Below are 25,108 nucleotides of genomic sequence, written 5' to 3' on the forward strand. Positions count from 1 at the left end.
GGACGACGGTACGGACATGACAGCCATGCAAACTGAACGACGCGTGCGAATCGGCGCGGGCGCCGGCTACTCGGGCGACCGGATCGAGCCCGCGGTCGAACTGGCCGAACACGGGCAGCTCGACTATCTGGTGTTCGAGTGCCTGGCCGAGCGCACGATCGCGATCGCGCAGCAGGCGCGCCGCAACGATCCCGCGCTTGGCTACGATCCGCTGCTCGACGCGCGGATGCTGGCGGTGCTGCCGGTCGCGGCGGCCAGGCGCGTGCGGATCGTATCGAACATGGGTGCGGCGAACCCGCGCGCGGCCGCACGGCGTACCGCGCAGATCGCGCAGTCGCTCGGCATCGCGGGACTGACAGTCGCGGCGGTCGAAGGCGACGACGTGCTCGACGTCGTGCTGCGCGGCGCGTTCCGTTTCGAGGAATCGGGCGATGAAGTCGCCGCGTATCGCGACCGCATCGTGTCCGCGAACGCGTATCTCGGCGCCGCGCCGATCGTCGATGCGCTCGCGGCCGGCGCGGACGTCGTGCTGACCGGCCGCGTCGCCGACCCGTCGCTGTTCGCCGCGCCGCTGATCCATGCGTTCGGCTGGCGGATGGACGACTGGGACACGCTCGGCCAGGCGACCGTCGTCGGCCATCTGCTCGAATGCGCGGGGCAGGTGACGGGCGGCTATTTCGCCGATCCCGGCTACAAGGACGTGCCGAATCTCGCGCGGCTCGGCTTCCCGATCGGCGAGGTCGCGGCCGACGGCTCGGTCGTGATCACGAAGGTGCCGCATGCGGGCGGCCGCGTGAGCGCGGCGACCTGCAAGGAACAACTGCTCTACGAGATTCACGACCCGGCGCGATATCTGCAGCCCGATGTCGTGGCCGATTTCACGCGCGTGGCGGTTGCCGAGGAAGCGGCCGATCGCGTGCGCGTGACGGGCGGGCGCGGCACCGCGCGGCCCGATACGCTGAAGGTGTCGGTCGCGTATGTCGACGGCTGGATCGGCGAAGGCCAGATCTCGTACGGCGGCCCGGGCGCGCTCGCGCGTGCGCGTCTCGCGCTCGACATCGTTCGCGAGCGGCTCGCGCTGACCGGCGTCGCGGCGAGCGAATTGCGCTTCGACCTGATCGGTGTCGATGCGCTGTATGGCGACGCGACGCCGGCCGCGCGCGGCGAGCCGGCCGAGGTGCGCGTGCGGGTGGCCGGCCGGGCGGCGAACGCCGCCGAAGCCGCGCGGATCGGCAACGAAGTCGAGACGCTCTATACGAACGGGCCGGCCGGCGGCGGCGGCGCGTTCAAGTCGACGCGCGAGGTGATCGCCGTGCAGTCGGTGCTGCTGCCGCGCGCGGCCGTGACGCCGTCGTTTTCATTCGTGGAGGCCTGATGCAACTGCGTGAACTCGCGCATGCGCGCACCGGCGACAAGGGCAATACACTGAACGTGTCGGTCATCTGCCGCGATCCGCGTCATTACGATCATCTGCGCACGCATCTGGATGCGGAGGCGGTCAAGGCATGGCTGGCGGGCCTCGTCCACGGCGACGTCGTGCGCTACGAGTTGCCGGCGCTCGGCGCGTTCAACTTCGTGCTGCGCGATGCGCTCGGCGGTGGGGTGACGCGCTCGCTCGCGCTCGATGCGCACGGCAAGTCGATCAGTTCGGCGCTGCTCGCGATCGAGGTGCCGGATCCGGCGTAACGCTGGCGTAGTGCCGGGATGGGGTCGGGCGCTCACGGAATCGGGCACGCGCGGCGACAAGACCATTCATACGCACTACACGGTGAAGTTCGACGCCGCGTGCGGGCGTCAAGTCGTGCCGAAGACGCTGTGCGACGGATACTGAGTCGTCGCGCGCCGGAACGGGCGGCGTTACGCGGCCCGCGCATCACACGTACAGGTAGCGTACGAGGTGGAAGAACACCGGCGCGGCGAAGCAGATCGAATCGACGCGATCGAGCATGCCGCCGTGGCCGGCGATCATCGAGCCCCAGTCCTTCGTGCCGAGCGAGCGCTTGACGGCCGACAGCACGAGCCCGCCGACGAAGCCGGCGATCACGATCGCGAGCGAGATCCCGAACGCCGCGCCGAAGCCGAACGGCGTCACGCGATACAGCGACGCGCCGCACAGCGTGGCCAGCAGGCCGCCGCCGACGAAACCCTCGATCGTCTTCGACGGCGACAACTGCGGCGCGATCTTGCGGCGTCCGAACAGTTTGCCGACCACGTACTGCAGCACGTCGCTGATCTGCACGACGAACAGGAAGAAGAACAGCAGGAGCGCGTTCTGCCCCGCGTAGTGCGGAATGTCGAGGATCAGCACGGCCGGCGCGTGGCTCAGCCCGTACACGCACACCATCAGCGCCCAGTTGATCTTCGCGTTGCGGCTCAGGAATTCGCGCGTGTCCTGCGTGAGCGCCGATACGAGCGACATCGCGAAGAACAGGTGCACGGGCACGAAGATCGAGTACATCCCGTACCAGTTGATCCCGAGCAGCAGGTACTGCACGGGGATCGCGACGAAGAACGCGATGAAGAGCGTCGTATGGTCGCTCGCCGTGGTCGGCGTGAGCGTGATGAATTCGCGCAGCGTCAGGTACGACAGCAGCGCGAACACCAGATACGTGACGTTGTTGCCGAGGCCGATCGCGATGGCCATGATCGCGATCATCGCCCACCATGCGCGGATGCGCTGGTTCAGGTTGACGATGGTCGCGCTCGTGCCGCCGCTGCGCGCGCCGAGGATCGCGCCGATCACGGTCGCGACGACGAGCACGCCCGTGACGCCCGCGACCAGTTCCCAGAAGAGGGTTCGCATGGTTGATATCCGGAAAAGGGAGGAGGGGGCGCCGCGTTCAGCCGGCCGGCCGCTGCGGCGGCGCGAGCGCGATGACCGCGTCGCGCATGCGGGCGAGGAACGTCGGCTTGTCTTCCTGAACGCCGAGCGCTTCGTTCGCGCCGAAATGCACCTTGCAGATCAGTGGCACGGGCCAGATCGCACCCTTCGGCATGATGCGCTGCAGGTTCTCGAGATAGACGGGCGCGAGCGCGACGTCCGGGAACTCCGTTGCGAGATGGAACAGCCCGCTCTTGAACGGCTGCGGCAGCACGTCGGCGCCGCGTGTGCCTTCCGGGAAGATGATGATCGAGTGACCCTGCCGCAGCGCATCGCGCACCGGGTCGAGTGGATCACCGCCGCTTTCGCGATGACGGTCGATCAGCACGACGTTCAGCAGCTTCTGCGCGATGTGGCGCTTCAGGTTGCTGCTGTCCCAGTAGTCGCGCGCGGCGACCGGCCGCACGACTGCACGCACGTCGCGCGGCAGCGCGGCGAGGATCGCGAGCGTGTCGATGTGGCTCGTATGGTTCGAGAAATAGATCTTCTGCGTCGGCGACGGCGGCGCCTGATGCCAGACGGGATACGCGCCGGCGACGAGCCGCACGATGGACAGCAGGAAGTCGCGCTGCCAGACGTTGAGAATGTTCATCGGCGCGCCGGCTCCTGCATGCATGCCCGGCCCGCTGCGCACGCGCGGCGGACGGAACCCCGGAATGTCGGCGCGGCAGGATGCGCGCCGGATCGCTCTCGTTTAGATTTTTTCAAGTTCGTGGCTGCCTGTCGCAGGTCCGCGATAATCGGACGATTCGCCGTTGCACGCTGTTGCGTCGCGGCGAATGCGCCGGTCGGCGGCGTGATAATCGGCTGTTGCACGAGTGCCCGTTTGCAGTTCGAATCGATCTCGCTGCGATCGGGCCAGCGGATTATCGCGAGTTTCGACGAAAAACGCCAGATTGGCGCCGCCGGGGGCCCGGGCCGCATGCTTGACGCAGCGAGGCCGCTCGGCGACGATGAGGGCCGTTCAATCCAGGCCGGCGACGGTCGTTTCGCCGCCCGGGGCATGGCGGCGGGAAACGTATCCGATCGTGCCGCGCGAATAATACGAATACGAAACGATGAGCCTCTACGCACTCAAACCCAAATTCCAGGACCGTCTGCGCCCGTTCGCGAATTCGCTCGCCGAACGCGGCGTCACCGCCAACCAGGTCACGCTGTTCGCGGCCGGCGGCTCGATCGTCGTCGGCGCGCTCGCGGGGCTCGGCGTGTTCGCCCGCGTGCTGTTCCTGCTGATTCCGTTGTGGCTGTTCGCGCGGATGGCGCTCAATGCGATCGACGGGATGCTCGCGCGCGAGCACGGGCAGAAGAGCACGCTCGGCGCGTACCTGAACGAGCTGGGCGACGTCGTGTCCGATGTCGCGCTCGTACTGCCGTTCCTCGCCATTCCCGCGTTTGCGCCGGCGGACGTCTGGCTGTTCGCGCTGACAGCGGTGATCGTCGAATGCGCGGGGCTGATCGGCCCGCTCGTCGGCGCGACGCGCCGCTACGACGGCCCGTTCGGCAAGAGCGACCGGGCGCTGGCCCTCGGCGCGTTCGCGCTGTGGATCGGCTTCGGTTTGCCGGTCGGCAGTGTCGCCGCGTGGCTGTGGCGGCTGCTGATCGTGCTGTCGATCGTGACGGCGGTGCGGCGCGTCCAGGCGGGCATTGCCGAAGCGGGCGGCTGACGGGCCGGGCGCCGGAGGGCGGCGCCACACGATTCGAACAACGAAACGAGAGAGATCGCATGAGCACACGCACGGCCCGTGAGGCCGACTTCGTCATGCACGACGGCGAAACGCTGTTCTATCGGCACTGGCCCGCGACGGGCGCACGCTGCCGCGGCGCCATCGTGCTGCTGCATCGCGGGCACGAACATTCGGCGCGCGTCGCGCACCTCGTCGACGAGCTCGACCTGCCGGATTTCGCTTTTTTCGCGTGGGACGCACGCGGCCACGGCCGCTCGCCGGGCGCGCGCGGCTACAGTCCGAGCGCGGCCGCGTCGGTGCGCGACCTGCAGACCTTCGTCGAGCATATTCGCGACACGCACGGCATCGCGATCGAGGAGATGGCCGTGGTCGGCCAGAGCGTCGGCGCGGTGCTCGCGGCAACCTGGGCGCACGACTATGCGCCGCCGATCCGCGCGCTCGTCGTCGCGTCGCCGGCGTTCCACATCAAGCTCTACGTGCCGTTCGCGCGACCGGGGCTGCGGCTGATGCACAAGCTGCGCGGGCTGTTCTACGTGAACAGCTACGTGAAGCCGAAATTCCTCACGCACGATCCCGAACGGATCGCGAGCTACGCGTCCGATCCGCTGATCACGCGGCCGATCGCGGTCAACATGCTGCTCGACCTGCACGATACCGCGCAGCGGATCGTCGCCGACGCGGCCGCGATCACCGTGCCGACGCAATTGCTGATCTCGGGCGCCGACTGGGTCGTGCATCGCGGCCCGCAGGACCGCTTCTTCGAACGGCTCGGCTCGGCGCGCAAGGAGCGCATCGTGCTGCCGGGCTTCTATCACGACACGCTCGGCGAGCGCGACCGTGCGCAGGCGCTCGCGCCGCTGCGTGCGTTCGTCCTGCGCGAGTTCGATGCGCCGAGCCCGCGCGTGTCGCTCGCCGATGCGGACCGGCGTGGCGCGTTCCACGACGAATACGCGGCGCTCGTCCGGCCGCCGGCCAACGTGTTCGCCCGTGCGTACTGGGCCCTCGCGCGCGCCGGCCTGAAAGCCGGCGGCGCGCTGTCGGACGGCATCGCGCTCGGGCTGCGGCTCGGCTTCGATTCGGGCTCGACGCTCGACTACGTGTACCGCAATCGCGCGCAGGGGCGACTCGGCGTCGGCGCGCTGATCGACCGCACGTATCTCGATTCGCCGGGCTGGGTCGGCATCCGCCAGCGCAAGGTGCATCTGCAGGAATTGATCGGCGCGGCGATCGGCCGACTGCGCGGGCACGGCTCGCCGGTGCGGATCGTGGACATCGCGGCCGGCCACGGGCGCTACGTGCTCGACGCGATCGCGATGGCCGCCGAGCGCGACGGCGCGGCGCCCGACGACATCACGCTGCGCGACTACAGCCCGCCGAACGTCGAGGCCGGGCGCGTGCTGATCGCGCAGCGCGGCCTCGAGCCGATCGCACGCTTCGAGCGCGGCGACGCATTCGACGAGGCGTCGCTCGCGACGCTCGAGCCGCGGCCGACGCTGGCGATCGTGTCGGGGCTGTACGAGCTGTTCGGCGAGAACGCGCTGATCGAGCGCTCGCTGCGCGGGCTCGCGCAGGCCGTGCCGCCGGGCGGCTATCTCGTCTATACGGGGCAGCTGTGGCATCCGCAGCTCGAATTCATCGCGCGCGTGCTGAACAATCACCGCGGCGAGTCGACCTGGGTGATGCGCCGCCGTTCGCAGGCCGAAATGGACGAGCTCGTCGCGCGGGCGGGCTTCCGCAAGCTCGACCAGCGGATCGACGAGATGGGCATCTTCACGGTCAGCCTCGCGCAGCGGGTCGACGCGTCATGAGCGCGCTCGGCGGCGGCGCTGGCGCTGGCGCGGGGAGCGGGCTGGCCGAGCCGGCGGCCGGCGCGCGCGACGCGTCGTTCGCGCTGCGCGTCGGCTGGCTCGCGGCGATGGGCGCCGTCTTCTTCTCGACGTACGGCTTCGCGAACTGGCTGGCCGCCCGCCGCGCCGCGGTGCCGACGTTCGCGTTCGGCTGGGAGCATGCGATTCCGTTCGTGCCGTGGACGATCGTGCCGTACTGGTCGATCGACCTGCTGTATGCGCTGTCGTTCTTCTTCTGGACGCGCCGCGACGATCTGCTCGATCACGTGAAGCGGTTGCTGACCGTGCAGCTGATTTCCGTCGCGTGCTTCATCGCGTGGCCGCTGCGCTTCGGCTTCGAACGGCCCGACGCGGGCGGCATGGCCGGTGCGCTGTTCACGCTGCTGATGGGCTTCGACAAACCGTTCAACCAGGCGCCGTCGCTGCATATCGGCTTGCTCGTCGTGCTGTGGGCCGTCTATGCGAAGCACCTGCGCGGCACGTTCGCGCGCGTCGTGCTGCATTCGTGGTTCGCGGCGATCGGCGTGTCGGTGCTGACGACCTACCAGCATCACGCGATCGACGTGCCGACCGGGGCGGCCGTCGGTTGTCTCGCCCTGTTCCTGTTTCCGCTGCGCGATGCCGCGGGCCGATTGCCGGGCGCCGACGCGTCGCCGTGCGCGGCCAGTCGCGCGCTCGCGCGCCGCTATGCGTGCGGTGCCGCGCTGGTCGCACTCGTGGCACTGGCGTGCGTGCCGCGCGCGCCGGGCTGGGCGCTGGCGGCAGGGTGGGTCGCGCTGGCGCTCGCCTGCGTCGCCTGGGCCTACCGGCGCGGCGCGCCCGGCGCGTTTCAGAAAGATGCGCACGGGCGGTTTCCGGTTTTCATCGGCTGGCTGCTCGCGCCGACGATCGCCGGCGCGTTCGTCAATTCGCGGTTGTGGACGTTCCGGCTGCCGGCGCCGGCGCGGATCGACGAACGCGTGTCGATCGGCCGTACGCCGACGACGCGCGACATCCGGCGCCACGGCTTCACCGCGCTGGTCGACCTGACTGCCGAGATGCCGCGCTGGGCCGCGGCCGATGCATCGTTCGCGTATGCGTGCGTGCCGCAGCTCGACCTCGTCGCGCCGACGGCGGCGCAGCTCGCGCGGGCCGTCGCGGCGCTCGAACGCCTGCATGGCGAAGGGCGCGACGTGCTGGTCTGCTGCGCACTTGGCTACGGGCGCAGCGTGCTGTGCGCGGCTGCCTGGCTCGCGGCGCGGCGCGGGCTGACGAATGCGCGCGACGCGCTGGCCGCGGTGCGCGCGGTCCGGCCGCATGCGGTGTGGTCGGAGGAGGGCGTGGCCGTGCTGCAGCAGTGGATCGATCGCCGTTGCGACGGGGGGGACGGGTGATGCGCGATCCGTGCGCTCCGTTCAGGATTGCCGCCGCGCGCGGCGCGCTCGATGCGGGCGTGTGGGCGATCGCGGCCGCGCTGGCTGCGGCCGGCGCGGGCGGGTGGATCGCGGCGGGCTGGCCGCCGGCGACGCTCGCCCGCGTGCTGCTGGCCGCCGTCAGCACGGGATCGGGGATCGCGGCGCTGTGGTACGCGGTGCGCATCGAGATCGATCGGCGGCTGTTCGCCGCATTGGCGCGGGCGGCGGGAAGTCATGCATCGGTCGACGACGGGCTCGCGGCGCTCGACCGCGCGCTCGTCGATCTGGGCTGGATCGACGCAGCGAAGGCGGGGCGCACGCTCGACGCGCGCGTGCGCGGCGCGGTCCGGCTGTGCCGGGCTGCCGTGCTCGTCGCGGTCGTGCAGTGGATCGTCGTCGGGATCGCGATCGCGGGGCGGCCGATCGGCTAGCGATGCGTGCCAGGCGTCATGCGGGCGCGGAGCGCCGCGACCGCATTCGCTTGGCTTCGTACATCGCCCGATCCGCCCGCTCGATCAGCGCATTCATGTCGGTGCCGTCGGCCGGCGGCGTCGCGATCCCGATCCCGATGCCGACGCCGAGCCGCAGCGCATGTCCGTCGAATCGGAACGATTTGCCGACCTGCCGCGCAAGCCGTGTGCTTCGCCCATGCGCGGAGGACAGGGCGGTGGGGTCGACGATTTGATCCAGGTCAGTTTTCCGCGAAGAAAATCCGTCGCGCGGCGCGTGCTTGCGGTAGCATACGCGCCGCCCGCGGCAGCGTGTTCCGCGCGGTCTGCAAGGATCGCGGCCGAGGCCCGGCGAGCCGTCCCGCGCCGGCAATATGCCGGTCCGGCGGTCCGGCGGTCCGGCCGTCCGACGGGCAACGGCGCAATTCTTGCCATTCACGCTTCCTGCGCAACATTTCCGACCGAATTGAGGTTTTTTCGCTTCTCAGTCGCGAATCGCGGTGAGTTTCGTTCTATTTTTGAGATAGTGTGACGAATGGGCGGGCGCCGGTGCCAGGCGCTTCGCCACGCGACGAACGGATCATTGAAGAATCCGCCGCGTCGTTCCGATAAATCAATCAGGCCATATCCGCGTTACACGACGCGCAACATATATGAGGGGAAGCAGAGGGGATGCGCACTCACGGGCATAGCTGCTTTGCGCGTGTCGATTTCGACGCGCAGGATGACCGGACGATCGTGACGCAGCGGAGCGGCGCATGAAGCCGGCCGTGTCGCTGTTCGTCCTGGCGGCCGCGATGACCGGCGCTTTCCACGCGGCCGTGCTGTCTGCCGCGCCGATGCCGGCCGCCCCCGCCGCCGCTTCGGCGGTCGCTGCCGGTCACGCGGCGGCGCCCGATGCAGCACCGGCCGCGGTGCCCGCGGCGGCGCCGACGGCGGCCAGCGCGTCGGCCGCCGGCCTGCCGGCGACGACCGTGCATGTGCCGTTCGCGTCGCTCGGCGCGTTCGATCCGCTCCGCCTGCGCGGCGCCGACGACGCTCGCACGATCAACGCCGGCGTGCGGCTCGATCGCGTGATCACGGGCGCGCGGTTGCGCCTGACCTACGCGTATTCGCCGTCGCTGGTGTTCCCGCTGTCGCACCTGAAGGTGTCGATGAACGGCGAGGTGATCGCGACCGTCCCGTTCGACGCCGTGCGTGCGGGCCGCACGGTGACGCAGGAGATCCCGATCGATCCGCGCTACTTTTCCGATTTCAACCAGATCGGCCTGCGCCTGATCGCGCACTACACGCTCGATCACTGCGAGGATCCGGCGAACTCGGCGCTGTGGGCGGACGTGAGCCCGACGAGCGAGCTGATCCTCGACGAATCGCCGGTGCGCTTGCCGAACGATCTCGCGCTGCTGCCCGCGCCGTTCTTCGACCGGCGCGACAACGGCCGCGTGCGGCTGCCGTTCGTGCTGCCGGCCACGCCCGATTCGGCGACGCTGCGCAGCGCGGGCGTGCTCGCGTCGTGGTTCGGCGCGCTGGCCGACTACCGGCATGCGCGCTTCCCGGTGTCGGCCGCGCTGCCGGCCGACGATCAGGCCGTCGTGGTCGGCACGGCCGCGACGCTGCCGGCCGGTCTCGCGCTGCCGCCGGTGGGCGGCCCGCTGCTCGCGGTCGCCGACAACCCGGCCGCGCCGGGCCGCAAGCTGCTGGTCGTCACGGGCCGCACGGCGGCCGAGGTCGACGACGCGGTCGCGACGCTCGTGCTCGGCCGCGCGGCGCTGTCGGGACCGGCGGCGACGGTCGCGCACGTCGATCTCGGCGCGCCGCGCAAGCCGTACGACGCGCCGCGCTGGCTGCCGGTGAATCGGCCGATCGCGTTCCGCGAACTCGTGAACGACCCGCGCCAGCTGGAAGTGCGCGGCACGACGCCCGACGCGATCCGGCTGAACCTGCGCGTGCCGGCCGATCTGCATTCGTGGAACGGCGCGGGCGTGCCGATCACGCTGCGCTACCGCTATACGGCGCCGACCGTGCAGGACAATTCGACGCTCGCGGTCGAGATCAACGATCAGCTCGTGAAGTCTTACCGGCTCGGGCCGGCTCATGCGGAGGACGCGCACGGTCGCATGCAGCTGCCGCTGCTGGCGGTGCCGGAAGGGCGCGTGACGAGCGACGTCGACATTCCCGCGTTCCGCGTCGGCAGCGGCAATCAGCTGCAGTTCCGCTTCACGCTCGATTCGCAGAAGACGGGCCTGTGTTCGAGCACGGCCACCGAGCCGCAGCGCGCGGCGATCGATCCCGATTCGACGATCGACTTCTCGCATTTCGTCCATTACGCGCAATTGCCGAATCTCGCGTTCTTCGCGAACAGCGGCTTCCCGTTCACGCGCTTCGCGGACCTGTCGCAAACGGCCGTCGTGATGCCCGACCGGCCGTCGCCGCAGGAGCTCGAGGCCTACCTGACGATGCTCGGCCACATGGGCGAATGGACCGGCTTTCCGGCGCTGCGCGTGCAGGTCGCGCGGCCCGGCGACGTCGCCGCGCTGTCGGGGCATAAGGATCTGCTCGTGATCGACGGCTCGCCGGCGTCGCCGCTGCTCGCGCACTGGGGCGCGGCGCTGCCGCTCGCGATCGGCGAGCAGGGCGGTGCGGGTGGCGCGGGCGCGACGCGCGTGGCGTTCACGGTGAAGGAGCACTGGCGCAACGGCGTAGGCGTCGCCGACGGCGGCGCGCACGTCGAACAGACCGGCCCGCTCGCGGCGCTCGCCGGGTTCGAGCTGCCGGGCAGCCGCGGCCGCAGCGTCGTCGCGCTGACGGCGACCGACCAGCGGCGCCTCGGCGATCTGCTCGACGTGTTCGAGAACGCCGGGCTCGTGTCGCAGTTGCAGGGCGACCTCGCGCTGGTGCGGCCGGGGCAGGTCGACAGCTTGCGGGTTGGCGAGCCGTACGTGGTCGGCTTCGTGCCGTGGTATGCGCGCGTGTGGACGCAGGCGGCGCGGCATCCGGTCGTGCTCGGCGCGGTCGGCGTCGTCGCCGGGCTGCTGCTCGCGCTCGGCGTGTTCAGCGTGCTGCAGCGAATCGCCGCGCGTCGACGGGGGATGTAACGGATGGCGCGGGCAATGACGAAGCGACGGGCAACGCAGCCGGCGCGGCGTGCCGGCGCGACGCTCGCGCTGGCGGTCGCGATGACGTGCGCGGCGGCTGGCATGGCCACGCGCGCGCACGCCGCGGGGGCCGGCGCAGCCGATGCGGTGGGCGCGGGATGCGGCGCGGCGTGGCCGCGCTGGGAGGCGTTCAAGCGCGATTTCGTCTCGGCGGACGGCCGCGTGATCGATGTCGGCTCGGCCGATTCGCGCACGGTATCGGAGGGGCAGGCGTATGGACTTTTCTTCGCGCTGGTCGCGAACGATCGGCGCGTGTTCGACACGATCCTCGCATGGACCGAGAACAACCTCGCGCAGGGCGACCTGAGCGCGCATCTGCCGGCGTGGCTGTGGGGCCGCGCGCCCGACGGCGCGTGGCGCGTGCTCGACGCGAACGCGGCGTCGGACGCCGACCTGTGGATCGCGTATGCGCTCGTCGAGGCCGGACGGCTGTGGCACGAGCGCAGCTATACGGCGCGCGGCGCGCTGCTCGCGAAGCGCGTGCTCGACACCGAGACGGCGACCGTGCCGGGCCTCGGCCTCACGCTGCTGCCGGGGCCGACCGGGTTCAAGCTGGCCAACGGCCAATGGCGCGTGAATCCGAGCTATTCGCCGCCGCAGGTGATCCGCGCGCTCGGCGCGCGGCTGCCCGACGACCGTCGCTGGGCCGCGCTGGCATCCAGCACCGGACGCGTGCTGCTCGACACCGCGCCGAAAGGCTTCTCGCCCGACTGGGCGTTGTATCGCGCGGGCATGGGTTTCGGGCCCGATCCGGACACGCAGGCGCAGAGCGCTTACAACGCGATCCGCGTGTACTTGTGGGCCGGCATGCTGGACCGTGCCGATCCGCTCGCCGCGCCGCTGCTCGCGCGCTTCGCGCCGTTCGCCGACCATATCGCCGCGCACGGCGCGCCGCCGGAGCGGGTCGATACGACGACGGGCGTCGCGGGGCCGAACGACGGCAACGGCGGATTCTCCGCGGCGGCCGTGCCGTTTCTCGACGCACGCGGCCAGCACGCGCTCGCGGATGCGCAGGCAGCCCGCGTCGACACGCTCGCGCGCCAGTCGGCGCCCGGCTATTACACCAGCGTGCTGACGCTGTTCGGCCTCGGCTGGCGCGACGGCCGCTACCGGTTCGGGGCGGACGGCACGCTCGACACCCGCTGGGGAGGCCGTTCGTGCGCCGCCCGCTGAAGTGCGCCGTGCCTCACGTCGCGGGATTCGCGTGGCTCGCGTCGTCGGTGTGCGCGGCGGCGCCGGGCGTGGCGTCGGGCGCGGCGATGGCGAACCCCGCGGCACCGGCGGCCTCGGCTGCGGCCGATGCGCGGCGCGAGCTCGATACCGCGCGGATGTGGGGCATCAAGCATCGCGACGATCTCGCCCGCGATGCGCTGCGCAAGGGCCTGCTGATCGCGCCGGGCGATCCCGAGCTGCTGGCCGAACAGGTGCGCGTGCTGCTGCGGCTCGGCGACGCGAAAGGCGCGCAGGCGTCGTTGGCGCGGCTGCAGGCGCAGGCGCCGAATGCGCCTGCGACGCGGCGGGTGGCCGACGAATACCGCGTCGCGACGAGCGGGCGCGGCGAGATGGCGCAGATCCGGCTGCTCGCGCGTAGCGGCCGCGCCGACGAGGCGGCCCGGCGGATCGTCGCGCTGTTTCCGAACGGCGCGCCGGCGGGGGCGCTCGGCGCCGAGTATTACCAGATCGTGTCGAATGCGCCGGGCGGGCGCGCGCCGGCGATCGCCGCGCTGCGCCGCGCGGTCGCCGCCGATCCGCGCGACACGAGCGCATCGGTCGCGCTCGCGCGGCTGTTGAACCAGCGCGACGACACGCGCGCGGAAGCGAACCGGATCGCAGCGTCGCTCGCGAAACGCGCCGACGCGGACCATACGGAAGCGATGGCGCTGTGGCGGCGCGTGCTGCAGTCGGCCGGCAGCGACCCGGCGTATCTCGATGCGCTGCAGGCCTATCTCGCGCTCGCACCGGACGACACCGAATTCCGCGATCGCGCCGCCGGCCTCGAGCGGCAGCGCGATGCGCAGCGCCGGCTCGAACGCGATCCCGACTACATCGCGCAGCAGCGCGGGTTGCAGGCGCTCGCGCGCGGCGACCTGGCCGCCGCCGATCCGCTGCTCGCGCGCGCCGCGCGCTCGCGCCCGGACGACGCCGATGCGCTGGGCGGGCTCGGCTTGCTGCGTCTGCGCGAAGGGCGGCACGACGAAGCGCGCGCGCTGTTCGCGCGGGCCGCGACGCGTGCGACCGACCAACGCGGCAAATGGCTGGGCCTCGCGCGTACCGCGCAGTTCTGGGGGCTGCTTGCCCAAGGCCGCGAAGCGGCCAGCGCGGGCCGCCCGAAGGATGCCGAACGCGCCGCACGTGCGGCGCGCGCGATGCAGCCGGACAACCCGGACGCGAAGCTGCAGCTCGCCGATGCGCTGCTCGCGCAGCGCGACTGGGCGCAGGCGGAGCCGCTGCTGCGCGGCTTGCTGGCCGCACGCTCGCCGAGCCTGTCGGCCGTGCGCGACACGGCCACGCTGTATGAAAACACCGGCCGTGCGGACCGGATCGGCCCGCTGCTCGACGCGCTGCAAGGGCGCGTGACGGGCACCGACGATCGTCGCGCGCTCGACGGCCTGCGCGGCGACCTGCTCGCGAAGGAGGCGCGTGCGCTGGCCGACAAGGGCGCACGCGGGCCGGCCGCGCAACGCTACGAGGCGGCCGTGCGCGCGGCGCCCGACGCGCCGTGGACGCGCTTCGCGCTCGCGCGCCTCTATCGCGACATGGGGCTGCCGCAGCTCGGCCGCACGGTGATGGACGACGGGCTCACACGGAGCGACACGCCCGAGATGCGCTACGCGAGCGCGCTGTACCGCAACTCGCTCGACGATGTCGCGGGCGCGCAGGCCGCGCTCGCGCCGATCGACGATGCGCACCGTTCGGACGGCATGCGCGCGCTGGCGCGCAAGCTCGATGCCGAAAGCGCGCTGGCCGACGCGCGCGGCGCGCATGCCCGGGGCGACCGCGCGGCATTCGCCGCCACGCTCGCGCACGCGCAGGCGAGCGCGCCGGACGATCCCGACATGCTCGCCGCGATCGGCGCGCAGTGGATCGACGCGGGCGAACCCGAGCGCGGCCTCGCGCCGCTGCACGACTGGATCGCCGCGCATCCGCGCGAAGCCGACGCGGACGTGCGGCTGCGCTACGGCGACCTGCTCGGCAGCGCCGGGCGCGACGATGCGCTCGCCGCGTGGCTCGACACGCTGCGCCGCGACCCGGCGCTGACGCCCGCGCAGACGGCGCGGCTCGAGGACCAGTCGCTGCGGCTCGTGCTGCGGCAGACCGACGATGCGATCGCGCGACAGGACTATGCACGGGCGCGCATGCTGCTCGATCGCGCGAGCCCGGCCGGCCGGGCGGACAAGCGTTACGCGCTCGAACTCGCCGATCTCGAACGCGCGCAGGGCCATTACGGCGCCGCGCGCGAGGCGCTCGGGCCGGTCGTGGCGCACACGCCGGACGACGCCGATACGCAGCTCGCGCTCGCGCGGATCGACGAGGACAGCGGCAACCGTGCCGCCGCGCGCGAGCGCGTGCTGGCCGTGCTGGCGCGCACGCCGGACGACGACGTCGACACGCAACTGTCGGCCGTGCGCCGCCTGAACGCGCTGCGTAGCCCGGACGACGCCGCGCCGGTGACCGAGCGGCTGCAGGCCGCGTATCCGACCCGCGCCGACGTGACGGTCGCGGCCGGGCGTGTGGCCGAGACGCAGGGCCGCTATGACGACGCGGCGTCGCTGTACCGGCTGTCGCGGTCGCAGGAACGCACGACGGGCGTGAGCCCGGGCCGCGACGGGCTCACGCCCGCGCAGGCCGCGTTCGCGGAACTCGAGCAGCGGCGCAATCCCGAGATCGAGACCGGCTGGATGCCCGCATACAAATCGGGGGACGAAGGCATCTCGTCGTATCGCGCGCAGCAGGTGCCGATCTACCTGCAGATGCCGATCCGCTACGACGGGCACGTGTTCGCGCAGATCGACACCGTGCATCTCGACCCTGGCACGCTCGACACGAGCGATCCGGACGCGTATTCGCTGAAGACGTTCGGCACCTATGCGGCGCTCAGGGCACGGACGAATCCGCCGGCCCCCGCGCTGCTCGCGAATCCGCCGGGCTCGCTGCACCAGTCGACGACGGGCGTCGCGCTCGGTGCCGGCTATCTGTCGGATGCGTGGCGCGTCGATCTCGGCACGTCGCCGCTCGGCTTTCCGGTGCATTACCTCGTCGGCGGCGTGCGCTATCGCTTCGACGCGGGCCCCGCGAGCTTCTCCGCGAATGCATCACGGCGGCCGGAAACGAGCAGCGTGCTGTCGTACGCGGGGATGCGCGACCCGTGGACGGGCGCGGTGTGGGGCGGCGTGCGCCGCGACGGCGTGAGCCTGCGCGCGTCGGTCGACGTCGGCCGCACGAACCTGTTCGCGGAACTCGGTGCGGGCGTGCTGTCCGGCCGCAACGTCGAACGCAATGCGGAAGCCACGCTGCGCACCGGCTTCACGGTGCCCGTGTACGAGCGCGCGACGATGAAGGTCAGCACCGGGCTCGTCGGCAATGCGTGGCACTACGCGCAGAACCTGCGCTACTACACGTACGGGCAGGGCGGTTACTACAGTCCGCAGCGCTATCTGTCGCTCGGCGTGCCGATCGAATGGGCGGGGCGGCACGATGCGCTGTCGTGGGACCTGACCGTCACGGGCGGGATCTCGAACAGCTACGAGAAGGATTCGCCGTATTACCCGACGTTCTCCGATCAGCGCGCCGAGCAGGTGGCGGCCGGGTTCGTGTACGCGGGCAGTTCGACGCGCGGCGTGTCGTTCTCGTACGGCGTGAACGGCATCGTCGAATATCGCGTGAACCCGCACCTGAGCGTCGGCGCGCAGTTGCACGTCGATCGGTCGCACGACTATGCGCCGAGCTGGGCGCTCGTCTACCTGCGCTACGCGTTCGCCGCACGCGCACCGCGCAACTGGCTCGTGACGCCGACGCCCGTGCGGCTTTATTCGGATTACTAGGGGAACGTCGTGAATACGGAATTCGATGCCACCCGCTCCGCGCCCGGCGCCACCGGCCTGGCCGACCGCCTGCGCGCGCTGTTGCGCGTGGGGCCGGGGGGCGGCCGCGCCGGCGCATTGAGCCGGCTCGCGATCGACGGTTTGCCCGACACGTGGACGCAACTGGAAGCCGGCGGCCTTTATGCGATCTACGCGGCCGGCGGCACGCCGGCATGCGATGCGCTCGTATGGGAAAGCGCGCGCCAGGCGCGCACGCGCGACGTCACGATCGTATTGGCGCGCGATCCGGCGCGCGTCGCCGCGCAGATGGCATCGCTCGGTTTCGCGGGAGGCGCGCAGCCGGCCGGCTGGCCGCGCAACCTGAACGTGCTGGCGATGCCGGCGGCGGCCCAGCCGGCCGGCGACGGCGCCGACGCCGGCTTGGCCGGCAACGCGCCGCGCCGCGCGGCGCCGGGCGCGTTCGCGCGGCTGACCGGCGGCTTGCGCGCGATGAAGCGCTACGGGCTGCATGCGCGTTCGCTGTATTTCGTGGAAGGCGCACAGCGCTGGTTCAGCTGGGACGATCCGGCCGCGCTCGCGGACGAAGCGTACGCACTGGCCGACTGGTGCCGCGCGCGCCGGATCGCGCTCGTGCTTTTGCTCGACCCGGAAGCGACCCGTGCGGGCGGTGCCGCCCGCGCCGACGATGCGCCGCTCGTGCGCGATGCGGATCGCACGCAGCGCGGCGACTTCCACGGTATCTGTTCGGGCGTCGCGCAGTTGCAGCGCACGCACGGCGAGCTGCTGTGGGTCGTCGATTTCTGGCGCGCGGGCGACACGCTCGCAGCCGGCGAGGTGCGGCCGCTGCGCTTCGCGCCGGGCGGCCGGCTGTCGGCGAACGTCGATGGCGGCGCGACCGAACCGGCGCGGCGGATGAAGCTCGCGCACGACGAGGATCGCGTGGTGGTCAGCCGCGCGGTGCTCGACGGTGCGAGCCGCGTGCCGGACGGCTGGGAAATCGTCGACGACAACGCGGCCGTCGTCGCCGCGTGCGCGCATGCGCAGGCCGCCACCGCGGTGCTCGCGTTCCGTTCGCATCCGCAACTCGAAGCGCTGTGCGCGGACGTGCACGCGCTGCGCCGGCAGTGCGGCGGCGCGCTGAAGATCGCGGTCGTCGAGCGCGGCGAGGTGCTGCGCCAGCAGTTCGAGGTGCTCGTGCTGAGCGTCGGCGCGAACCGCGTCGTCGCGCGCGATCTGCCCGCCTCGCGGATGCAGGCCGCCGTGCACGCGCTGCACGGCCAGCTTTACGCGCGGCCCGTCGCGGCCGACTATCGTGCGGCGCTCGCGGCCGCGCTCGGCGATTCGGTGCTCGGCTATCTGCCGGTCGGCGCGTTCTGCCAGCGGGTTCGCGCGGTGCTCGACCGCGGCGCGGTGCTCGCGCTGCCGCATACGCTCGCGAAGCTCGCGCTGTTGCCGGGCGTGTCGCACGTCGACGCGCTGCGACACTGCCGGCCGCGCCGCACGGGCGACATCGTGACGGCCGATGCCGGACACCTGTTCGTGTTCCTGTTCGCGTGCGAGCCGGTCGACGCCGACGACGCGCTCGCGCGGATCTTCGACGTGCCGGTCGATACGCTGTCCGACCGCGTCGTATGCCTCGGACAGGGCAGCATCGACACCGAGCTCGACGCGCTGACGGCCGAGAACCGGCGTGCGCCGATCGCCGACTACAGCGACGTGTTCGCGGCGACGCAGCCGGCGGGCGGCGCGCGCGCCGCTCGCGGCTCGGCGTTGCCCGACGCGAGCGAGGTGAGCGATGCGATCGATGCGATCGATACCGTCGTCGCGCTCGACGCGATCGGCGTGCCGCAGGTGCCCGCGCCCCCCGTCGCCCCCGCGGCGCCGGACCCCGTCGTTCCCGCCGCGCGTGCGCGCGGCGCCGTCCGCAGCGCGATGCCGCTGCGCAAGCAGGAGGACGCATGATCGCCGACCTCGTCATCGGCTTCGTCGTCGGTATCGCGATTGCGGTGCCGGTGTGGATCGTCGCGCAGCACCTCGGCATCGGCCGCGGCTTTTCCGCGCCGCGCGGCATCGACCGGCGCGACGCGGTACCGTGCGAACTCGTGCCGGTCGTGCTGCGCGGCCGCCTGCTGCCGGGCGCCGGCGGCGATGATCGCGACAACCGCGACAACCGCGACAGCGAGGCGGCACGATGAAGACGATCGCCGTTACTTCGACGACGGGCGGCGCGGGCCGCACGACGCTCGCCGCCGCGCTCGCGGTGCTGCTCGCGCGCCGCGGCCGGCCGGTCGTCGCCGTCGAATTCGATGCACAGAACCTGATGGGCGCGGCGCTCGGCCTCGACACGCTGGCCGAACACGGTCTCGCGCACAGCCTGCTGGGCGGCGCCGAGCCGTGGCACGCGCACACGTGGCGCAACACCGACGGCGTGCTGTTCGTGCCGTACGGGCAGGTCGATGCGGCCGGGGCTGCCGCGTGCGATGCGCGGCTCGCGGCCGATCCGGCCTGGCTGTCGCGCGCGCTCGACGAGATCGCGTTGCCGCCCGACGGCGTCGTGCTGATCGACACCGCCCGTTATCCGTCGCCGCAGGCCGGGCAGGCGATCCGGTGCGCGGACCTGACGCTCGTCGTCGTGCCGCCCGAGCCGGCCGCCTGCGCGACGACGGCCGCGCGGCTCGGCGCGTTGCGGGCCGGCCGCGGCGAACTGCAGATCGTCGTGAACCGGCTGAACCCGGCGCGCGACATGCAGCGCGACGCGCTGGCGATGCTGCGCGCGGTCGCGGGGCCGGCATCGATGCTCGAGCAGCGCATCCACGTCGACGCGGCGGTGCCCGAAGCGCTCGCGCGCGGCAGCTGGATCTTCGACGACGCGCCCTATTCGCAGGCATCGCACGACCTGAACGGCGTCGCGAACTGGGTCGATGCATGGCTCACGGCGGCCGTCGCGGGCCGTGCCGGAGCGGCGCGATGAAGGCCGCGCTCGCGTCGCGACTGCGCGCGTTCGGCCGTCGGGCGGCCGACTGGTGCGCGCGCGGCATCGGGCTGCCGGCGGAACGCACGCGGGTGGACTGGCTGGTGCGGCTGTTCTTCCACGCACCGCCGCCCGGCCGGCCCGATCGCGTGCGCCGCTGGGTGCGCGTCGCGTTCCTGAGGCTCGCACGAGACTGGGGCGTGCTGCAGCCGCTCAGCGTGCGCGAATGGCTGTGGCGCGCGATCGTGCGCGCTCCGCGCGCGGCCGACGGCCGTCCCGTGCACGATCCGCTCGCGTGGTTCGACACGTTCGTGGTGCCCGTCTACGTGGCCGGGCGCGCGCTCGGGCGGCGCGTCGACGCGATGCTCGAGCGTCTGCCGTGGGCGCGCTGGGGCGGCTGGCTCGATGCGCGCGCGAACGGCGTCGGCCGGCGCCGCTGGCTCGCGCCGCTGCTGCTCGCGGCCGGCGCGGTGCTGTGGGCGGCGGCCGGGATGTCGCCGCTGATGCCCGGCGCGCAGTTCGCGTTCTTCGCGATCGTCGCGGTGCTCGCGCTCGCGCTGCGCCGGCTGCCCGGCCACCTGCCGACCCTCGCGCTCGCGTCGCTCGCGCTGCTGGCGGCCGTGCGCTACGTGTGGTGGCGCACGACCCAGACGCTCGATTTCCGCGGCCCGGTCGAAGCCGTCGCCGGCTATCTGCTGTACGGCGCCGAAGCCTATACGTGGATGATCCTGCTGCTCGGCTTCGTGCAGACTGCGTGGCCGCTCGACCGGCCGATCGTGCCGCTGCCCGACGATCCGGACACCTGGCCGACCGTCGACGTCTATATCCCGACCTACAACGAGCCGCTGTCGGTCGTGAAGCCGACGGTGTTCGCCGCGCAGAGCATCGACTGGCCGAGCGCGAAGCTGCGCGTGTACCTGCTCGACGACGGCCGGCGTCCGGCGTTCGCGGCGTTCGCGGCCGAGGCCGGCATCGACTATCTGACGCGCGACGACAACCGTCACGCGAAGGCCGGCAACATCAACCGTGCGCTGCCGCAAACGCACGGCGAGTACATCGCGATCTTCGACTGCGATCACGTGCCGACGCGCTCGTTCCTGCAGACGACGATGGGCGTGTTCCTGCGCGACCCGAAGTGTGCGCTCGTGCAGACGCCGCACCATTTCTTCTCGCCCGATCCGTTCGAGCGCAACCTCGGCACGTTCCGCGAGGTGCCGAACGAGGGCAACCTGTTCTACGGCCTCGTGCAGTCGGGCAACGACCTGTGGAACGCGACGTTCTTCTGCGGATCGTGCGCGGTGCTCAAGCGCAGCGCGCTGGAAGAGGTCGGCGGCGTCGCGGTCGAGACCGTGACCGAGGATGCGCATACGGCGCTCAAGCTGCATCGGCGCGGCTACACGTCGGCGTACCTGCCGACCGTGCAGGCGGCCGGCCTCGCGACCGAGAGCCTCGCCGGCCACGTGAAGCAGCGCACGCGCTGGGCGCGCGGGATGGCGCAGATCTTCCGCATCGACAACCCGTTCCTCGGGCGCGGGCTCGGCCTGATCCAGCGGATCTGCTACGGCAACGCGATGCTGCATTTCTTCTACGGGATTCCGAGGTTGGTATTCCTGACGATCCCGCTCGCATACCTGTTCTTCCACCTGTACTTCATCAACGCGTCGTCGCTCGCGCTCGCGAGCTACGTGATCCCGTATCTCGTGCTCGCGAACATCGCGAATTCGCGGATGCAGGGGCGCTACCGGCATTCGTTCTGGGCCGAGGTCTACGAATCGGTGCTCGCGTGGTACATCGCGCTGCCGACCACCGTCGCGTTCTTCAGCCCGAAGCACGGCAAGTTCAACGTGACCGACAAGGGCGGCAAGATCGACGAAGGTTACGTCGACTGGTCGACGTCGAAGCCGTATCTCGTGCTGTTCGCGCTGAACGTGCTCGCGATCGTCGCCGGCCTGTGGCGGCTCGTGACCGAGCATGGCGACGAGGCGTCGACGATCCTGATCACGCTCGGCTGGACCGTGTACAACCTCGCGATGCTCGGTGCGGCGCTGGCCGTCGCGCGCGAGACGAAGCAGGTGCGCGTCACGCACCGGATCGCGATGCGCGTGCCGGCGATGCTGCTGCTCGCCGACGGCTCGACCGCCGCATGCTTCACGAGCGACTACTCGACCGGTGGCCTCGGCCTCGAAGCGGTGCCGGGGCTGCCGCTCGCCGTCGGCGACACGCTGACGGTGTGCGTGACGCGCGGCGACCGCGCGTTTCCGTTCCCGGTGCGCGTGACCCGTGCGACGCCGACCCACGTCGGCGTGAGCTTCGAGGAACTGACGCTCGAGCAGGAGCGCCAGCTCGTGCAATGCACGTTCGGCCGCGCGGATGCGTGGCTCGACTGGCACGAAGGCGCGCGGCCCGACACGCCGCTCGGCGGACTCAAGGAAGTGCTGCGGATCGGGCTGGACGGCTATGTACGGATGTGGAAGGGTGCGGTGCGCGGCCTGCAGGCCATGCTCGCGCCGAAACTCGATCGCGCGCGCGACTGACGCGGCACGCATCATGGAGTGGGTTAGATGACGTTCTGGAATCTGTATTTCATCCTGAAGTTCGCGCTGTTCGCGACCGGGCACCTGCAGCCGTTCTGGCTCGCGAACCTCGCGTTCGCGGTGGCGCTGGCGGCGAGCGCGCCGCTGGGGTCGCGCGCGTGGCGCATCGTCCGGCAGGTCGCGGCGATCGCGATCGCGGTGCCGCTGCTCGCGCGCGAGCTGCATGCGCCCCCGCTCGCCCGTCTCGCGGAGGCCGCGCGCGAGGTCAGCACGTTCCGCCTCGACTACTGGATGGAGCTGTTGCCGCGCCTGTTGCCGCCCGTGCTGGCGCTGACGATCGTCGGCGTGCTGATCGTCTATTTCATCGTCAACCGCTGGCTGCGCGTCGCGACGTTCGTGGTGGTCGCGCTGGTCGCGATGCCGCTGTGGCAGGCCGGCAGCGGGCTGATGGCGCGCGTCGCCGCGCCGGCCCAGCAGCAGGCGAGCGCCACCCGCGTCGACCAGCCCGAGGATCGCAACGCGGCGCTCGCGACGTTCCGCACGCAGGAGTCGCAGCGGCAGGTCGCGTTCGGCCATCTCGGCAGCGATCCGGCCGCGCAGTTCGACGTGATCGTGCTGCACATCTGCTCGCTGTCGTGGGACGACCTCGATGCGGCGAAGGTGCGCAACCATCCGATGCTGAGCCACTTCGACTACCTGTTCACGAACTTCAGCACGGCCGCGAGCTACAGCGGCCCGGCGGCAATCCGCGTGCTGCGCGCGAGCTGCGGGCAGGAAGCGCATGCGGACCTGTACAAGCCCGCGCCGCAACAGTGCCACCTGTTCTCGCAACTGGCGGGCGCCGGCTACACGGTGCAGTCGCTGCTGAACCACGACGGCCATTTCGACAATTTCCTGCAGGTGATCCACGACAACATCGGCGTGGCCGATGCGCCGATGATCTCGAACGCGGCCGCGCCGGTCGCGATGCACGCGTTCGACGGCTCGGCGATCAAGGACGACTATGCGACGCTCGCGAACTGGTACGCGCAGCGCGCGGCGGTGCCGGGGCCGGTCGCGCTGTACTACAACACGATCAGCCTGCACGACGGCAACCGCGTGGTCGGCAGCGCGCTGACGAGCATCGACTCGTATCCGCAGCGCGCGACGAAGCTGATGACCGACTTCGATCGTCTTGCCGACCTGATCGCGCAATCGGGCCGCCGCGCGGTGATCGTGTTCGTGCCCGAGCACGGCGCCGCGTTGCGCGGCGACAAGAACCAGGTCGCGGGGCTGCGCGAGATTCCGACGCCGCGCATCGTGCACGGGCCGGTCGGCGTGCGGCTCGTCGGTTTCGCCGGCAATCACGGCGCGACGACCGTGATCGAGCAGCCGACCAGCTTCCTCGCGCTCGCGCAATTGCTGTCGAACCTCGTGTCGAACAGTCCGTTCAAGCCCGGCGCGACGCTCGCGCAATACGCGGCCGATTTGCCGCGTACGCGGATGATCGGCGAGAACGAGGGCACGGTGACGATGCAGACGGCCGCGGGTTACGCGGTCAAGACTCCGGACGGCGTATGGATCGACGAACAGTAACGATTACCGGCGAAGGCGACGACGATCGTCTGTCGCAACCGAACGACGTGATCGGCCTCGCGCGGCATCTGCCCGCGCTCGATCCCGAGCGCTACGTCGACGAACAGGCGCGCCGCGCGTTCGACGCGTCGCTCGAACGCTGGCCGACGCTCGCGAAGCTGATGGGATTGAAGCGGTAAATGCACGACGATCGGCACGACGGCCGGAATGGCTGCCGGCCGTCGTCGGGGCGTCGGGACGGGACGCTCATTGCGTCTTGCGTTCCGGCTGGCGCGTCCATTCGCTTTCTTCGCCCGGCACCTTGCCGAACGTCTGATCGGCCCACGCGGCACGTGCGGCGTCGATCTTCGCGCGTTGGCTCGACACGAAATTCCATTCGATGAACCGCTCGCCCGGCAGGTGTGCGCCGCCGAGCAGCATCACGCGTGCGCCGTGCGTGCTCGCGAGCGCGACGGTCGCGCCCGGTTCGAGCACGGCCATCGTCGCGCTTGCGAGCGGCGTGCCGTCGACGGTGAGATCGCCATCGACCAGATACACGCCGCGTTCGTCGTGCTCCGCATCGAGTGCGAGCCGTGCGCCCGGCGCGAATTCGGCCACCGCATAGAGTGTCGGCGAGAACACGGCGACCGGCGACGCGAGCCCGAACGCGGTGCCTGCGATCACGCGCACGGTCACGCCGTCGCGCGTGAACGACGGTAGCGTGTGGGCCGCGTGGTGAACGAACGCGGGCGCGGTGTCTTCATGCTCGACCGGCAGCGCGACCCAGGTCTGGATTCCGTGCACCGGCTGCTCGTGCGGCCGATCCTCGTCCGGCGAGCGCTCCGAATGCACGATGCCGCGGCCGGCCGTCATCCAGTTCACGTCGCCCGGCACGATCTTCTGCCGGAAGCCGAGGCTGTCGTGATGCATCAGCGAGCCCTCGAACAGGTAGGTGACGGTCGCGAGCCCGATGTGCGGATGCGGCAGCACGTCGATGCCGCGGCCGGCCGGCAACACGGCCGGCCCCATCTCGTCGAAGAAGATGAACGGGCCGACGAGGCGCGCCGCGCGCGCGGGCAGCACGCGCCGCACGACGAGGTTGCCGATATCGCTTTCGCGCGGCGTGAGCAGGGTCTTGATCGAGGCGGACATGGTGGGCTGGGTCGTGGTCAGGGGGAATGCGTCAGGCGATCGCCGTATCGATCGCGATCGGATGCGTGAGGATCTTGTGCACCGGGCAGGCATTCGCGATCTGCAGCAGGCGTTCGCGCTGCTCGCCGGTCAGGTCGCCGTCGAGCGTGATGCGGCGCACGATCGTGCTGCCCGCGCTGCCCGCTTCGTGCGCGAGCTTCACGTGCACTTCGTCGAGCGGCCAGCCTTTTCGTTGAGCGTACATCTTCAGCGTGATCGCGGTGCACGCACCGAGACTCGACAGCAGCAGCGCGACCGGCGTCGGCGCCGCATCGCCGCCGCCGAGCGACGCGGGTTCGTCGGCGCGCCACTGATGGACGCCATCGCTGAAGTGGACGAGGTAATCGACCGGGCCGATGCTCGCTTCGACGGACAGTTCGCTCATTGCGGTTCCAGGTGGGGAAA

The 25,108-nt window shown here is 71.3% G+C and carries 20 protein-coding genes; 15 read left to right on the plus strand and 5 right to left on the minus strand.

The features are described 5' to 3' along the window. Nucleotides 1-16: 16 nt before the first annotated feature. Nucleotides 17-1,375, plus strand: a complete 1,359-nt coding sequence (locus WS89_RS18375) for an acyclic terpene utilization AtuA family protein (RefSeq protein WP_059792508.1) — start codon at nt 17-19, stop codon at nt 1,373-1,375. Further along, nucleotides 1,375-1,686, plus strand: a complete 312-nt coding sequence (locus WS89_RS18380; protein ID WP_059792511.1) for an AtuA-related protein — start codon at nt 1,375-1,377, stop codon at nt 1,684-1,686. Before WS89_RS18375 ends, WS89_RS18380 begins: the two co-directional genes overlap by 1 nt. 187 nt (nt 1,687-1,873) lie before the next feature. Here WS89_RS18380 and WS89_RS18385 read toward each other — a convergent pair whose 3' ends face one another. Together WS89_RS18385 and WS89_RS18390 are read right to left on the minus strand one after the other, a co-directional pair. Next, the gene (locus WS89_RS18385; protein ID WP_059502067.1) at nt 1,874-2,803 is read right to left on the minus strand and encodes a phosphatidate cytidylyltransferase; all 930 of its coding nucleotides are present in this window, start codon (nt 2,801-2,803) and stop codon (nt 1,874-1,876) included. Between the two features lie 37 nt (nt 2,804-2,840). Then, entirely contained in the window at nt 2,841-3,473 is a 633-nt protein-coding gene (locus WS89_RS18390) for a lysophospholipid acyltransferase family protein (RefSeq protein ID WP_059792616.1), read from the minus strand. Between the two features lie 466 nt (nt 3,474-3,939). Here WS89_RS18390 and WS89_RS18395 point away from each other — a divergent pair, with 466 nt between their 5' ends. From WS89_RS18395 to WS89_RS18410, 4 genes are read left to right on the plus strand one after another with little or no spacing between them, the layout of a single operon-like run. Next, complete coding sequence (locus WS89_RS18395; RefSeq protein WP_059792513.1) at nt 3,940-4,545, plus strand: CDP-alcohol phosphatidyltransferase family protein; 606 nt, start codon at nt 3,940-3,942, stop codon at nt 4,543-4,545. A gap of 59 nt (nt 4,546-4,604) precedes the next feature. Continuing rightward, a complete protein-coding gene (locus WS89_RS18400) occupies nt 4,605-6,374 on the plus strand; it encodes a bifunctional alpha/beta hydrolase/class I SAM-dependent methyltransferase (protein WP_059792515.1) in 1,770 nt (589 codons plus the stop codon). Continuing rightward, nucleotides 6,371-7,786, plus strand: coding sequence for a phosphatase PAP2/dual specificity phosphatase family protein (locus tag WS89_RS18405; protein WP_059792517.1), 1,416 nt, complete (start codon nt 6,371-6,373; stop codon nt 7,784-7,786). Before WS89_RS18400 ends, WS89_RS18405 begins: the two co-directional genes overlap by 4 nt. Then, a complete protein-coding gene (locus WS89_RS18410) occupies nt 7,786-8,238 on the plus strand; it encodes a hypothetical protein (protein ID WP_059502074.1) in 453 nt (150 codons plus the stop codon). Before WS89_RS18405 ends, WS89_RS18410 begins: the two co-directional genes overlap by 1 nt. 16 nt (nt 8,239-8,254) lie before the next feature. Here the strand turns inward: WS89_RS18410 and WS89_RS34690 are convergent, their stop codons facing one another. After that, the gene (locus tag WS89_RS34690) at nt 8,255-8,695 is read right to left on the minus strand and encodes a diguanylate cyclase domain-containing protein (protein WP_082741898.1); all 441 of its coding nucleotides are present in this window, start codon (nt 8,693-8,695) and stop codon (nt 8,255-8,257) included. Between the two features lie 319 nt (nt 8,696-9,014). On the opposite strand from WS89_RS34690, the gene bcsB reads away from it, so the two are divergent. The 9 genes from bcsB to WS89_RS18460 are packed head-to-tail and all read left to right on the plus strand — an operon-like array spanning nt 9,015 to nt 23,712. After that, nucleotides 9,015-11,351: a cellulose biosynthesis cyclic di-GMP-binding regulatory protein BcsB gene (bcsB, locus tag WS89_RS18420; RefSeq protein ID WP_059792523.1), complete on the plus strand. Its 2,337-nt coding sequence runs from the start codon at nt 9,015-9,017 to the stop codon at nt 11,349-11,351. Nucleotides 11,352-11,354: 3 nt separating this feature from the next. Continuing rightward, complete coding sequence (gene bcsZ, locus WS89_RS18425) at nt 11,355-12,584, plus strand: cellulose synthase complex periplasmic endoglucanase BcsZ (protein WP_059792525.1); 1,230 nt, start codon at nt 11,355-11,357, stop codon at nt 12,582-12,584. Continuing rightward, nucleotides 12,569-16,453, plus strand: coding sequence for a cellulose synthase subunit BcsC-related outer membrane protein (locus WS89_RS18430; protein ID WP_059792527.1), 3,885 nt, complete (start codon nt 12,569-12,571; stop codon nt 16,451-16,453). The genes bcsZ and WS89_RS18430 overlap by 16 nt, the downstream gene beginning before the upstream one ends. A gap of 9 nt (nt 16,454-16,462) precedes the next feature. Beyond that, a complete protein-coding gene (gene bcsE / locus WS89_RS18435; protein ID WP_059792530.1) occupies nt 16,463-18,415 on the plus strand; it encodes a cellulose biosynthesis protein BcsE in 1,953 nt (650 codons plus the stop codon). Next, entirely contained in the window at nt 18,412-18,648 is a 237-nt protein-coding gene (locus WS89_RS18440) for a hypothetical protein (protein WP_059502086.1), read from the plus strand. Before bcsE ends, WS89_RS18440 begins: the two co-directional genes overlap by 4 nt. After that, nucleotides 18,645-19,424 (plus strand): cellulose biosynthesis protein BcsQ, encoded by a 780-nt coding sequence (bcsQ, locus tag WS89_RS18445; protein WP_059792532.1) that lies wholly within the window; start codon nt 18,645-18,647, stop codon nt 19,422-19,424. Before WS89_RS18440 ends, bcsQ begins: the two co-directional genes overlap by 4 nt. Continuing rightward, entirely contained in the window at nt 19,421-21,958 is a 2,538-nt protein-coding gene (bcsA, locus tag WS89_RS18450) for a UDP-forming cellulose synthase catalytic subunit (RefSeq protein WP_059792618.1), read from the plus strand. The genes bcsQ and bcsA overlap by 4 nt, the downstream gene beginning before the upstream one ends. 27 nt (nt 21,959-21,985) lie before the next feature. Then, on the plus strand, nt 21,986-23,533 hold the full coding sequence (gene bcsG / locus WS89_RS18455) for a cellulose biosynthesis protein BcsG (RefSeq protein WP_059792535.1): 1,548 nt from the start codon (nt 21,986-21,988) through the stop codon (nt 23,531-23,533). Further along, complete coding sequence (locus tag WS89_RS18460) at nt 23,515-23,712, plus strand: hypothetical protein (protein WP_059502092.1); 198 nt, start codon at nt 23,515-23,517, stop codon at nt 23,710-23,712. The genes bcsG and WS89_RS18460 overlap by 19 nt, the downstream gene beginning before the upstream one ends. Before the next feature lie 67 nt (nt 23,713-23,779). Here the strand turns inward: WS89_RS18460 and WS89_RS18465 are convergent, their stop codons facing one another. Further along, entirely contained in the window at nt 23,780-24,664 is an 885-nt protein-coding gene (locus WS89_RS18465; RefSeq protein ID WP_059502094.1) for a pirin family protein, read from the minus strand. Between the two features lie 31 nt (nt 24,665-24,695). Then, entirely contained in the window at nt 24,696-25,088 is a 393-nt protein-coding gene (locus tag WS89_RS18470; RefSeq protein WP_059792536.1) for an OsmC family protein, read from the minus strand. Nucleotides 25,089-25,108 lie beyond the last annotated feature (20 nt).

The sequence above is a fragment of the Burkholderia sp. MSMB1072 genome, assembly GCF_001524725.1.
Classification (GTDB): Bacteria; Pseudomonadota; Gammaproteobacteria; order Burkholderiales; family Burkholderiaceae; genus Burkholderia.

What these genes read in the sequence shown, in the direction of transcription:
- WS89_RS18375 (WP_059792508.1), top strand. Translation starts at nt 17, where the DNA reads ATGACAGCCATGCAAACTGAACGACGCGTGCGAATCGGCGCGGGCGCC.
- WS89_RS18380 (WP_059792511.1), top strand. Translation starts at nt 1,375, where the DNA reads ATGCAACTGCGTGAACTCGCGCATGCGCGCACCGGCGACAAGGGCAAT.
- WS89_RS18385 (WP_059502067.1), bottom strand. Translation starts at nt 2,803, where the DNA reads ATGCGAACCCTCTTCTGGGAACTGGTCGCGGGCGTCACGGGCGTGCTC.
- WS89_RS18390 (WP_059792616.1), bottom strand. Translation starts at nt 3,473, where the DNA reads ATGAACATTCTCAACGTCTGGCAGCGCGACTTCCTGCTGTCCATCGTG.
- WS89_RS18395 (WP_059792513.1), top strand. Translation starts at nt 3,940, where the DNA reads ATGAGCCTCTACGCACTCAAACCCAAATTCCAGGACCGTCTGCGCCCG.
- WS89_RS18400 (WP_059792515.1), top strand. Translation starts at nt 4,605, where the DNA reads ATGAGCACACGCACGGCCCGTGAGGCCGACTTCGTCATGCACGACGGC.
- WS89_RS18405 (WP_059792517.1), top strand. Translation starts at nt 6,371, where the DNA reads ATGAGCGCGCTCGGCGGCGGCGCTGGCGCTGGCGCGGGGAGCGGGCTG.
- WS89_RS18410 (WP_059502074.1), top strand. Translation starts at nt 7,786, where the DNA reads ATGCGCGATCCGTGCGCTCCGTTCAGGATTGCCGCCGCGCGCGGCGCG.
- bcsB (WP_059792523.1), top strand. Translation starts at nt 9,015, where the DNA reads ATGAAGCCGGCCGTGTCGCTGTTCGTCCTGGCGGCCGCGATGACCGGC.
- bcsZ (WP_059792525.1), top strand. Translation starts at nt 11,355, where the DNA reads ATGGCGCGGGCAATGACGAAGCGACGGGCAACGCAGCCGGCGCGGCGT.
- WS89_RS18440 (WP_059502086.1), top strand. Translation starts at nt 18,412, where the DNA reads ATGATCGCCGACCTCGTCATCGGCTTCGTCGTCGGTATCGCGATTGCG.
- bcsQ (WP_059792532.1), top strand. Translation starts at nt 18,645, where the DNA reads ATGAAGACGATCGCCGTTACTTCGACGACGGGCGGCGCGGGCCGCACG.
- bcsA (WP_059792618.1), top strand. Translation starts at nt 19,421, where the DNA reads ATGAAGGCCGCGCTCGCGTCGCGACTGCGCGCGTTCGGCCGTCGGGCG.
- bcsG (WP_059792535.1), top strand. Translation starts at nt 21,986, where the DNA reads ATGACGTTCTGGAATCTGTATTTCATCCTGAAGTTCGCGCTGTTCGCG.
- WS89_RS18460 (WP_059502092.1), top strand. Translation starts at nt 23,515, where the DNA reads ATGGATCGACGAACAGTAACGATTACCGGCGAAGGCGACGACGATCGT.
- WS89_RS18465 (WP_059502094.1), bottom strand. Translation starts at nt 24,664, where the DNA reads ATGTCCGCCTCGATCAAGACCCTGCTCACGCCGCGCGAAAGCGATATC.
- WS89_RS18470 (WP_059792536.1), bottom strand. Translation starts at nt 25,088, where the DNA reads ATGAGCGAACTGTCCGTCGAAGCGAGCATCGGCCCGGTCGATTACCTC.